Genomic DNA, 12,480 nt, shown 5'->3' with positions numbered 1-12,480 from the left:
GCTTCTGACTTTAGTCAGGAGTTGTTTACGCGCCTGCCAACCGTCGGCACTCTCCGCGTTGATGACGCCGATGATGCGGTACTTGCGGTTGGGAAGGCCGGTCTTCCAAACCTCAACCCCTTCCATCACCTCCATTGCGCCGCCTCGGCCGAAGTAGACGGTGTCGTCGCCCACGTAGGGCGTGAAGTCGGTGGAGGTCCAAAAGGACGCGCACCCCGAAAGAAGCAGGGCGGCCATGGCGGAAGTGAGTGCGATTCGGTGAAGTTTCTTCATGACGGAGGTTTCCTCAAAGATGCGGGAAAATCTGCCGGAATCGGATTTCGCGCGGGTTTGGGGAAAACGCGAATCCGGACGGAGTGGGTGCGCGACCTCCCCAACGAAAAACGCCGCGCCTCCCGAAGGAGAACGCGGCGTTCGTCAAGCACTCAGAAAAGCTTCTGAATTACTTCTTCGCAGCGGCGGCGTCGGCCTGCTTCGCGAAGATGTAGGCCTGCTGACCGGCGATGCGGCCGAACGTGATGATGTCGGACTGCGCGTTGCCGCCCAGGCGGTTGCCGCCGTGGACGCCGCCGGTGATTTCGCCCGCGGCGAAGAGGCCCGGGATGACTTCACCCTTGGTGTTGTAGACCTGGGTCTTCGTGTCGATCTTGATGCCGCCCATCGTGTGGTGCACGGCGGGGGTGACCATGATCGCGTAGAAGGGGCCCTGGTCGAGGTTGCGCGGCATGTCGGCGCGGCCGAAGGCGTCCTTGTTGGCGGCCTTGCCCTTCTTCCAGTCTTCCATCGTGGCCTTCAACGTGGCGGCATCGACGCCCATCTTGCCGGCGATTTCGTCGAGCGAAGCGCCGTTCAGGCAGTAGGACTGCTTGATGTAGCCGTTCGTGGCCTTGAGCGACTTCTGCATGTCGCTGTCGAAGAAGAGGTAGGCGACGCCGTCCTTCTGCTTGAGGATGGCGGCCGACACGGCGTCACGCGTGTCGAGTTCGTTGAAGAAGCGCTTGCCGTCCTTGTTGATGAGGACCGCACCGTTGCCGCGGACGGCTTCGGTGATCATTTCGCCGACCTTCGGCACCACGGTCGGGTGCGTCTGGATTTCGGTCATGTCGATCAACTGCGCGCCGGCCTTTTCAGCCATGATGATGCCGTCGCCCGTGGCGCCCGGATGGTTCGTCGTGGCGAAGCCCTTGAGACGCGGAACGTACTTCGCAACCACGTCGTTGTTCGCGCCGAAGCCGCCGGCGGCGTTCACCACGGCCTTCGACTTGATCGTGTACGTGCCGTCCTTGCCCTTCACCTTGAGGCCGATCACCTTGCCGGACTTGTCCTTGAGGATTTCGGTCGCCTGGGTGTTCGTGCGCAGGTCGATGTTGCGGGCCTTGGCGGCCGTGTAGAGCGTGCGGATGACTTCAGGGCCAACGAGCGCGCCGCCGGTCGGACGGTGCGTACGGGCCTGCGAGGCGCCGGCCATCAGGCCCACGTCGCGGAGGTCGCCGCCGAGAGCCAGGAGCCATTCGACGGAGGAGGCGGACTTTTCGGCGAGGACGCGAACGAGCGCGGGGTCGTTCTTCCAGTGACCGCCCTTCATCGTGTCGAAGTACATGACTTCAACGGAGTCCTTCGTGCCCTTGGCCTGCTGGAGGGCCGTGCCGACGGCGTTCAGGCCGCCAGCGGCGCGGATCGTGTTGCCGCCCACCATGGGCATCTTTTCGATCACGACGACCTTCGCGCCGAGATCGGTCGCCTGAACGGCGGCCGCAAGACCGGCACCGCCCGCGCCGATGACGGCGACGTCGACGGAGATGTCTTCAGCGGCCTGAGCGCCCGTGAAGCAGGCGGCCACGGCGCACGCAACAAGAATCTTCTTCATGTTGAAAAATCCTCTCTCTGTAAGGAATTGCGGGCGGCACCCGACATGGGGACGCCCGTCAAAAGTTCTGCAACGAATCTTAGAGTTCCCGTTCGTAAAGGCGAACCTCACTTTTTGCCCCAACGCAAGGATCCACCCGGTTGGGTACTACGAACGGGATAGTTCGTCCATTCACTGGGTCGAAAGTGTAATGAAGCTATCTCTAAAGTGGTATAGGAAATTTCCGTAGGACAGATTCACGTTCGTGCGGAATTCCCGTACGCCGTGCGAAGATGCGGTTTGGCCCACCGTACGGCCCCCCGACCTCCACCGACCTCCACCGACCGGACGCCCCTCATGTTTCTCGACAAGGACCTCATCATCTTCGACCTCGACGGCACGCTCATCGATTCGCTCGGCATTTGGAGTCTCGTCGACCAAATGTTGGTCGAAGAGCTCTCCGCGGCGCACGTGAAGTTGACGGAAGAGGAGGCCTACGACCTTCGCGCCGAAGCGCTCGGCCGCTACGGCGAAGGGTCCTCGGCGTACCTCGCCTACTGCGGGGACCTGAAGGACAAGTTCGGGATGCCGGGGACCGCGGAGACCATCCACCACCGCCGCTACGAGATCGCGATGGAGGTCTTGGCGAAGCACGTCCGCTGGCGCGAGGGTGCGCCGGAACTCCTCCGTACGTTGAAGCGCGCGGGGAAGCGTCTCGCGATCGGGACCACCACGCGTCGGCGCAACATCGACGTCTATGCGGGGAGAAACGAAGGGATGATCCGCGAAGCGAAGATCGACGAGATCTTTGAAGTCATCAAGACCCGCGAAGACGTCGAGCGCGTGAAGCCCGACCCGCAGGTCCACCAGATGATCATGGCGGAGTTGGGGGCGACGCCGGAGAAGACGATCGTGATCGAAGACGCGACGGCGGGCCTCAAAGCCGCGCGCGCCGCGGGGATCGCGCCCGTCGTCGTGACGGAGCGCCATTCCGAAGTCGACCGCGCCGTGAACGACGCGCTGGCGCTGCGCCGGTTCGAGTCGCTGAACGACATCCTCGCGGTCGTGAAGGCGGAGATCGCGGAGCGGGAAGCCCGCGAAGACCGGGGCTGAAACCGACACCCCGCAAAAGGCTCCGGAGAAGGCTCCGGGAAAAGCAAAGCGGCGCAGTCCTCTTCATTCGAGAAGGACGCGCCGCTTGCGTTTGGTGAGTTGGGGGACTGCAGGAACTCGCGGGTCACCCCATGGCTCAAATCCTTCACCAAACCCGCTCATTTTAGATCTGTCGGGAACCCCGCTTCAAGGGGGAAGGGGACAAAAGCTGCGAATGTTTGGCTCCGGACAAAAGCGGCCCCCAAGTTCACGCTTTTGGAGTTCCCGATCGGGATTAGTCGACATAATCGGAGGCGAGAAGCAGGGCTCTCCCGACATCGACGACGGGAGCGGACGTTCCTCCTGATCGGGCGGCATGCCGGTGTCCCACAACACTTCGCCGCTCTGCTCGCGATCCGGAGTTCCTCTTGGTGAACTCGCCTCTTCTCCTTCAGCCCGCGACAACTCCGACTGCGAGATCGATCTTCCTGTGAGTTGTTGCGGGATTTTTTGCGCCCGGGAGGCGTCGGCGGCGGGGGAGGCGCATGGACCCGTCGTCTTCGGGCGGGCCCCGACGAGCTGACGCCCGGGCACCCCAAAAACGAAAAAAGGTCCGACTTGCGTCGAACCTCACGTTGAATTCCCGAAGAGGGGGCGAGTTGTCTTTGTGGTCCGCGGGCTTTCCAGCGAAGAGGCATCCGTTGAGCTCCGTCCGGCAGCGTGCAACCGCGTTCGAACAGCGAGGACTCCCTCCAGCGACTCCGGTGCGCGCGTCTTCGTGGAAACGAAAGGCGCCGCAGGAACCACAACGAGATCCCAATATAACACCGCTTCCCGGGTTCTGCAGGGCTTTTGAAGAAAAATCACGGCTTTTCGCCTGCCAATTTGTGAGAAGGTGTTGCGGCGAAATGATGCCGTCAGGCATCCTGCCTAGGTCGAATGCCTTGTGTCCCAAGCGAAACGGGGAAACCGTAGGCATTATGTCGTAACCGGGTTGCGGTAAGTGGGAGGAACGGCTCCGGAAAACGGGATAAACCCCGGGAAGGCCCGATTTCACGGGCGTCTTCAGTAGACTTCGCCCCATGGACGCCGTCCGCACCGCGTGATTGCCTCTTCAACCCAATCCCGTGCGGGCGCTATCGGACGCATCGCTTCCGACACGAACCCCGTCCCCGCGGCGCACTCCGCCGCCGCGACTCCCTCTTGCCGGAGGGGAGTTCGGGACACGACAACAACAGGACTCCCAAATGGAACCCTTTGCCGCCGGGTGGCTCTCGATCATTCCCCCGATCGTCGCCATCGTCCTTGCGCTTCTCACAAAGGAAGTGCTCTCTTCGCTGTTGATCGGCATTCTCGCGGGCACCCTGATCTACACGATCGGTACCGACGGAAACATCCTCATGGGGACGCTCGAGAGCGCCTTCACGACCATGGGGAACAAGGTCGACTTCAACATCCTCGTCTTCTGCTCGATGCTGGGCGCTTTGGTCTACGTGGTCGCCATGTCGGGCGGCACGAAGGCCTACGGCAAGTGGGCCGTCTCGAAGATCAAGGGCCGCCGCTCGACGCTGCTCGCGACGAGCGGTCTGGGCGTCCTCATCTTCATCGACGACTACTTCAACTGCCTCTCGGTCGGCACCGTGATGCGCCCGCTCTGCGACAGCTACCGCGTCGCCCGTGCGAAGCTCGCGTACATCATCGACTCGACCGCCGCGCCGGTCTGCATCATCGCGCCGGTGAGCTCGTGGGCGGCCGCCGTGGGCTCGTCCTTGAAGGGGAACGGCGTCTTTGAATCCGACATGGCCGCCTTCATCGCGTCCATTCCCTGGAACTTCTACGCGCTCCTCTCGATCGTGATGGTCTTCTTCGTGGTCTTCACGAACTACGACTTCGGGCCGATGCGCCGCGCCGAAGCCCGCGCGCTCGCGGGCGACGTCGGTGAAGGGGCCGCCGGCCACGCCGAGCCGCCCCACGCCAACCCGCGCGGCCGCGTCTTCGACATGCTGGTCCCCATCCTCGCCTTGATCGTCTTCGCGGTCCTCGCCCTCATGTACTCGGGCGGCTACTGGGGTGCGGATCCCGCGTTCCACTCGTTCGCGGCTTCGATCGGCAATTCCTCCGCCGCCGCGGCGCTCGTCTGGGCCGCCTTCGGCGCCGTCGCCGTCGCGTTCCTCCTCTACGTCCCGCGCGGTCTGGTGCCGTTTGCGGACTTCATGCAGGGCCTCGTCGAAGGCGCCAAGCTGATGCTCCCCGCGAACATCATTCTGGTTCTTGCGTGGACGCTCTCCGGCGTCTGCCGCGATCTTCTCCAGACCCCGCTCTTCGTCCAGGGCCTCGTGCAGTCGGGCGGCGGCGACCTCTCGGTCTTCCTCCCGATGGTCGTCTTCCTCATCGCCGCCTTCCTCTCCTTCTCGACGGGTACGGCCTGGGGTACGTTCGGGATCCTCATTCCGATCGTGGTGCCGGTCGTTCAGGGCGTCGACCCCAACCTCACGATCGTCGTCCTCTCGGCGACGCTTGCGGGTTCGGTCTTCGGCGACCACTGCTCGCCCATTTCCGACACGACGATCCTCTCGTCCGCGGGCGCCGGCTGCAACCACATCGAACACGTGGCGACGCAGCTCCCGTACGCGCTCGTCGTGGCGGCCTGCTCGGCGGCCGGGTACCTGGTCGCCGGCCTCACGGGCGGCAACCTCTGGCTCTCGCTCGGCACCGCCTTCCTCATGATGATCGCGGTCACCTGCTTCCTCCACTTCCGTCAGGTGAAGTTGGACAAGCAGGCTGAAGCCGAAGCGCAGCCCGCCTGAGTGAAGCCCTGAAGCCCCGAGAGCTTCCGGCTTCCAAAAGGAAACTCGAAACCCCGGCCGGGTCCGACCCGCCGGGGTTTCTTGCGTCCGGGCCCCGCCGGGCCGCCCCCGCACCTCTCCACGCCTCTCCACGCCTCTCATCGTCCCTCCCGCCCCGGTTTTGTCGGCCTCTTGTCGGCCTCTTCGCCCCGAATCTCTTGGTGTGAAGACGAAGACGGAACTCTCTTTCGTCAAAGACAATCCGTGGGGTTCCCGCGGCAATGCGTGAATGTCGTGTCGTGTGGGTCCGGATTCCGCGCCGCTCTAGGGAAGACCCGATGAAGACAAGGCCGCCCTTGGGCGTTCTCCGGCAGGTGCGCACTTATAATGGCGGCACTTTCGAAGGAGGGGTCCCCCTCCGTCACCCACATCCCAGAGGGAAATTCCACACCATGACGACCCACCACGGCATCGTGTTCGAGCTTCAGGGCGGCCGGGCCCTTTCCGATTTCCGCGCCCGTCGTGCGCTTGCGGCGCTCGCCAAAGTTTCTCCCCATGTCGAAGCGGTCTCGGGCCGCTTCGTGCATTTTGTGCATGCCGAACGCGAACTCGACGCGACCGAAGCGACGCGTCTCTCGTCCCTTCTCGCCTACGAGGGCGCGGCGGAAGACGTCCGCGCCGACGTGAGCTTCATGGTGGTGCCGCGCCTGGGGACGATTTCGCCCTGGGCGTCCAAAGCGACCGACATCGCGAAGAACTGCGGCATCGAAGCCGTCATGCGTGTCGAGCGCGGGACGGTCTTCAGCATCCGCTTGAAGGACGGCGTCACCCTCACGGAGGATGAGAAGACCGCCCTGGCCGCGTGCCTTCACGACCGCATGACCGAGTCGGTCGTCCCGGTCGACTTCCCCGCGGAAAACCTCTTCGTCGAGCTCGACGGCCGTCCGATGGCGACGGTGGATCTGATCGGTCAGGGCCGCCCCGCCTTGGAAGCCGCCAATGTCGACATGGGCCTCGCCCTCTCGGAAGACGAAATCGACTACCTCGCCGACGCCTTCACGAAGGCGGGCCGCAACCCGACCGACGTCGAACTCATGATGTTCGCGCAGGCGAATTCGGAGCACTGCCGCCACAAGATCTTCAACGCCGCCTGGACGATCGACGGCGAAGCGAAGGAAGAGACGCTCTTCGGCATGATCCGCCGCACGCACAAGGCGGCCCCGCAGGGGACGATCACGGCCTACGCCGACAACGCGGCGATCTTCGAAGGCGCCGAAGTGACGCGCCTCTACCCGCGCCCCACGGAAGCCGATCCGTTCGGCTCCGTCTTTGAGCGGAAAGACGAAAAGACCCACACCGTCTTCAAGGTCGAAACCCACAACCATCCGACGGCGATCTCGCCGTTCCCCGGCGCCTCCACCGGCTCCGGCGGCGAAATCCGCGACGAAGGCGCGACCGGCCGCGGCGCCCGCCCGAAGGCGGGCCTCTGCGGCTTCACGACCTCGGCCCTTCGCCTCGAAGGCGCCCCGCAGGCCTGGGAAAACGACCGCGACGTCGTGACCGGTGAAGGCTCCGCGGAAGACCAGTACGGCGCCCCGGGCCGCATCGCCACGCCGCGCGCCATCATGACGGACGGCCCCTTGGGCGGCGCCGCCTTCAACAACGAATTCGGCCGACCCAACATCCTCGGCTACTTCCGCGCGTTCGAAGCGAACGTGGGCGGGGTGCGCTACGGCTACCACAAGCCCATCATGCTCGCGGGCGGCATCGGCAACATCCGCGACGACCAGACGAAGAAGGCCGTTCCCCCGACGGGGAGCCTCCTGATTGCGCTTGGCGGCCCCGGCATGCGCATTGGGCTTGGCGGCGGCGCCGCGAGCTCGATGGCGACGGGCGCCAACTCCGAAGCGCTCGACTTCGACTCGGTCCAGCGCGGGAACCCCGAAATGGAGCGCCGCGCCCAGGAAGTGATCGACCGCTGCTGGGCGATGGGTGAAGAAAACCCGATCCTCGCGATCCACGACGTGGGTGCGGGCGGGTTGTCGAACGCCATGCCCGAACTCGCCGACCTCTCCGGTCAGGGTGCGGCCTTTGATCTTTCCAAGGTCCCGGTCGAAGAGTCCGGCATGTCTCCGCTCGAGGTTTGGTGCAACGAAAGCCAGGAGCGCTACGTGATCGCCCTCGATCCGGTGAAGCTCGAACGCTTCGACGCCTTCTGCCGCCGCGAGCGCTGCCCCTATGCCGTGCTCGGGCACATCACCGAAGAAAAGGTTCTGAAGTTGACGCGTCCGGGCGAAACCGACGCCGTCGACATGCCGATGGAAGTGCTCCTCGGCAAGGCCCCGCGCATGCACCGCGACGTGAAGCACGTCGAGACGAAGCTCACGGCCTTCACCGCGGACGGCATCGACCTCACGAAGGCGGCGCTCGACGTCCTTCGCCACCCGACCGTCGCGTCGAAGTCCTTCCTCATCACGATCGGCGACCGCACCGTGGGCGGCCTCGTTGCCCGCGACCAGATGGTCGGCCCCTGGCAGGTGCCGGTCGCGGACTGCGCCGTGACGACGCTCGGGTTTGAAACCGTCAAGGGCGAAGCGATGGCGATGGGCGAACGCACGCCCTTGGCCGTGATCGACTCGGCGGCCGCGAGCCGCATGGCGATCGCCGAAGCGCTCACCAACATCGCCGCTGCGGACGTGAACCTCCCGACCGTCAAGCTCTCCGCCAACTGGATGGCCGCCTGCGGCCAGCCCGGCGAAGATGCGAAGCTCTTCGACGCGGTGAAGGCCGCGTCCGACTTCTGCGTCGCGCTCGGGATCTCGATTCCGGTCGGGAAGGACTCGCTCTCGATGCGCACGACCTGGGACGGGAAGACCGTCGCGTCGCCGGTGTCCTTGATCGTCTCCGCGGCCGCGCCGGTCGCGGACGTCCGCAAGACCCTCACGCCTGAATTGAAGAAGGCCGACGCCGTGATGGTGCTGGTCGACTTCGGCGCCGGGAAGAACCGCATGGGCGGCTCGATCCTCGCGCAGGTCTCGCAGCGCTTCGGCGATACGGCCCCCGACTGCGACGACGCCGCGGCCTTGGCGCGCTTCATGACGGCCCTTCGCAACCTCGTCGCGAAGGACGCCGTGCTCGCCTACCACGACCGCGCCGACGGCGGGCTCTTCGCGGCCGCCGCGGAAATGATGTTCGCGTCGCGCTTGGGGTTGAAGCTCGACCTCACGTCGCTGCTGCGGGCGCCCGGCGCCGACGCCGCGAACGTGCTCTTCAATGAAGAACTCGGTGCGCTCCTTGAGGTCCCGGCGGAGAAGGCCGACCTCGTCGTCGCCGAAATGCGCGCGCAGGGTCTCTCGCACCTCTGCCACTTCGTGGGCGTCGTCACCGACACGGACGCGCTCGAAATCGAAGGCGTGGGTGCGTTCGAGCGCGTCGCGATGCAGGAAGCCTGGACGGAGGTCTCGCACGAGATCGCCCGCGGCCGCGACAACCCGGCCTGCGCCGATCAGGAATTCGCCCGCATCGCGGACAAGGCCGACACGGGTCTCTTCGCGAAGACCACGTTCGACGTGAACGACGACGTCGCCGCCCCCTTCATCGCGACGGGCGCGCGCCCGAAGATGGCGGTGCTGCGCGAAGAAGGCGTCAACTCTCAGACCGAAATGGCCGCGGCCTTCACGCGCGCCGGGTTTGAGGTGCACGACCTCCACATGACGGACCTCTTGACCGGCCGCCGCGACCTCGCGGAATTCGTGGGGCTCGCCTGCGCCGGCGGCTTCTCCTACGGCGACGTCCTGGGCGCCGGCGGCGGCTGGGCGAAGACGATCCTTCACAACGACCGTTTGGTCGAGATGTTCTCGACCTTCTTCAACCGTCAGGACACGTTCGGTCTCGGGATCTGCAACGGCTGCCAGATGATGAGTCACTTGCGCAACCTCATCCCGGGTGCGTCGCACTGGCCGCAGTTCCTCCGGAACCGCGCCGAGCAGTTCGAAGCCCGCCTCGTCAACGTCGAGGTGATGGAAAGCCCCTCGATTCTCTTCGCGGGGATGGCGGGGAGCGTCATGCCGATCGTCAACTCCCACGGCGAAGGCCGCGTGGAGTTCCTGAAGCCCGAAGACGCGGCGCTCGTCCGCGCCGCGGCCCGCTACGTCGACGCCGCGGGGAATCCGACCGAGGTCTACCCGATGAACCCGAACGGTTCGGCGGGCGGCTTGACGGCCGTGACGACCGAGGACGGCCGCTTCACGATCATGATGCCGCACCCCGAGCGCAGCCACCGTGCGGTGCAGCTCTCGTGGCGTCCGGGCGAATGGACGGAAGACGCGGGCTGGATGCGGATGTTCCGCAACGCCCGCAAGTGGGTGGGGTGAGCCGGGAGGCTTGACTGATACCCGGGCGGCGCGAAGCGCCTGAAGCGCCGCCCCAACGGAAGCCCCGCGGATTCCGGTTCGCGGGGCTTCGTGCGTTCGAGGAGGGCGCATAGCGCGTTTGCGGGTACCGGAGTGCAAACCCTAATGCGGCTTTTCCGCCGCTCTCTAGAATGATGGAGACCATTTCCGGATTTCCGGATCCATCATTTCCAGAAAGGAGCATCCCATGCACGCGAAGGACCTCACGCGCCGCACCCTCTTCAAACGAACCGCCGCCGTCTCGGCGATGGCGGGCTTCATGCCGCTTGTCGCCGACGCGAAGGATGCGGCCGCCTTTGACGTGGAAACCGACGTCGTCGTGATCGGCACGGGAGCGGCCGGGAGTTCCGCGGCGGCCCGCGCCGCGGAACTGGGCCTCAAGGTCGTGGTCCTGGAGAAGATGCGCGTGGCGGGCGGCTCGACCGCCGTCTGCAACGGGGGCTTCTGCATCTGCGGGACGGACCTGCAGGAGAAGGCCGGCATCAAGGATTCGCCCGAACTCTTCGAGCGCGAACTCCTCGCGATGGGGAAGGTTAACGATCCCGCGCTCGTGCGCACCTTCGTGACGAAGTGCCTCGACACGTACCACTGGGCGAAGGGTTTGGGGGTCGAATTCGGTGCGCCCACGACCGGCGCCGGGATGAGCGTGCCGCGCCAGCATATGACGAAGACCTCGCAGATGTTGGGGGTCTTTCACGATCTCATCCGCGCGAAGGGCGGCGAGATCCGCATGAACACCGCCGCGCGCCGCCTCATCACGGACGCGGACGGGAAGGTGATCGGGGTTGAAGCCGCTGCGGGCAAGAAGGCGCTCCGCATCCGTGCGAAGAAGGGCGTCGTCATCGCCGCGGGCGGCTGGGCCCGGAGCGAAGACCTTCTCCGCCGCTTCACGCCGGCCGCCGAAAAGGCGTTGAAGCTGGGCGGGCTCGGCAACACCGGCGACGGCACGAAGATGGCCTGGGCGCTCGGCGCGGACCTTCTCGACGTCTCCTACACGAAGGCGACCTACGGCTTCAACCCGAAGACGCAGACCTCGGCCTTCGTCATGTACAACGGCGCGGTCATCGTCAACAAGAAGGGCGAACGCTTCGCGGACGAGTCGCGCCCCTACAAGGAATTGGGCGAGCTCGTCATGCAGGAGCCCGACGGCATCGGCTACCAGGTCTACGACGCGGCGATTCACGCCGAAGCCCAGAAGGATCCGCTCGCCAAGACCGACTACCTGAAGAAGAACGGCGAACTTTTCGAAGCGGATACGCTCGAAGCTCTCGCCGGAAAGATCGGCGTTCCCGCGGACGCGCTCGTGCGCACGGTGAAGGCCTACAACGAGGGGCTCGCCAAAGGCGCGGACGCCTTCGGGCGCACGTCGCTCTCCGCGGGTGGCGGCAAGCCGCAGCCCATCACGAAGGCGCCGTTCTACGCCTTCGCCGCGACCGCGTGTCTGCTCTCGACCTACTGCGGACCGAAGATCGACACGGAAGCCCGCGTCGTCAACATCTTCGGCGAAGTGATCCCGGGGTTGTGGGCCGCGGGTGAGGGCACCGGCGGCTTCCACGGCGCCGCGTACATGTCGGGGACCTCGGTCGGGAAGGCCGTGATCTTCGGGAAGATCGCCGCGGAATCGATTGCGAAGGCCTGAGCCGCGACTTCCAAGCCGCTTTGACGAAAACCTCCGGACCGTACGTCGGACCCCGGAGGTTTCTCTTCATTGGGGTGCGGTGCGCCTCACCCGTGCAGCTCAAGAAGCGCCCGGCGGAGCGCCTTCCGGTCGATGAGGAGCCTGCGGCCTTCCTTCTTCACGACGCCCGCACGCACGGCGTCCCCGACGGCGCGGCTCGTCATTTCGCGTGACGCGTGGACGAGCAGCCCGATCTCGGTGATCGTGATGCCGGTCGGAAGCGGGCAGGGGCCGTCTTCAACGTCTTCCTCATCGCCGTCCAAATCAAGCGTGAGGACCTCAAGTGCCCAAAGCACCCGGGCGTAAAGCGGCAGCCCGTCGTTCATGATGACGCCGTCGATCTGGCTCTCCGCCTTGTGCAGAGCGTTGCGCAGCACCCGCGCGTGAAGCGCCGGGTCGGCCTCGATGAAGTCGAGCGCCTGCCCGATCTCCAGCCGCACGGCGCGCACGGGCGTCAGCGCCGTCGCCTGCAAAGGCATCTTGCGGCTCCCGCGGCCCACCGCGCGGATCAGCCCCAAGACCCGCTCCGGTCCGAAGAGCCCGATGATGCGCTCGTAGTCGCCGACGCGGCCGGGCTGGGTGGCGACGATACCGTCCTCGATCAGGTAGACGGCGTTGCCTTCGCCGAAACGCGTCCCTGAACTTCCCGCCGATTTGACACTCAAC

General features: G+C 65.5%; 6 protein-coding genes and 1 pseudogene. 4 read left to right on the top strand and 3 right to left on the bottom strand.

Annotation, left to right across the window (positions count from 1 at the left end; genetic code table 11):
- Window positions 1–273 (bottom strand): annotated as a pseudogene (locus HMPREF9440_RS02410) (hypothetical protein); the annotation flags it as partial.
- 169 nt (window positions 274–442) lie between these two features.
- On the bottom strand, window positions 443–1,867 hold the full coding sequence (locus HMPREF9440_RS02405) for a flavocytochrome c (protein WP_008541140.1): 1,425 nt from the start codon (window positions 1,865–1,867) through the stop codon (window positions 443–445).
- 336 nt (window positions 1,868–2,203) lie between these two features.
- On the opposite strand from HMPREF9440_RS02405, the gene HMPREF9440_RS02400 reads away from it, so the two are divergent.
- The 4 genes from HMPREF9440_RS02400 (at window position 2,204) to HMPREF9440_RS02385 (ending at window position 11,775) form a co-directional block, all read left to right on the top strand.
- A complete protein-coding gene (locus HMPREF9440_RS02400) occupies window positions 2,204–2,959 on the top strand; it encodes an HAD family hydrolase (protein ID WP_008541139.1) in 756 nt (251 codons plus the stop codon).
- 1,226 nt (window positions 2,960–4,185) lie between these two features.
- Window positions 4,186–5,745, top strand: coding sequence for a Na+/H+ antiporter NhaC family protein (locus HMPREF9440_RS02395; protein ID WP_008541134.1), 1,560 nt, complete (start codon window positions 4,186–4,188; stop codon window positions 5,743–5,745).
- 431 nt (window positions 5,746–6,176) lie between these two features.
- Window positions 6,177–10,097, top strand: coding sequence for a phosphoribosylformylglycinamidine synthase (gene purL, locus HMPREF9440_RS02390; protein ID WP_008541132.1), 3,921 nt, complete (start codon window positions 6,177–6,179; stop codon window positions 10,095–10,097).
- A 226-nt stretch (window positions 10,098–10,323) separates the two neighbouring features.
- Window positions 10,324–11,775, top strand: a complete 1,452-nt coding sequence (locus HMPREF9440_RS02385) for an FAD-dependent oxidoreductase (protein ID WP_008541131.1) — start codon at window positions 10,324–10,326, stop codon at window positions 11,773–11,775.
- A gap of 86 nt (window positions 11,776–11,861) precedes the next feature.
- Here the strand turns inward: HMPREF9440_RS02385 and HMPREF9440_RS02380 are convergent.
- Window positions 11,862–12,480 (bottom strand): Crp/Fnr family transcriptional regulator (locus tag HMPREF9440_RS02380; protein ID WP_040763270.1); only part of this gene is annotated, 619 nt, incomplete at its 5' end.

The organism is Sutterella parvirubra YIT 11816, from assembly GCF_000250875.1.
In the GTDB taxonomy this organism is placed as follows: domain Bacteria; phylum Pseudomonadota; class Gammaproteobacteria; order Burkholderiales; family Burkholderiaceae_F; genus Sutterella; species Sutterella parvirubra.
The sequence above is the reverse complement of the archived record's forward strand: the minus strand, read 5'-3'. Positions and strand labels throughout refer to the sequence as shown.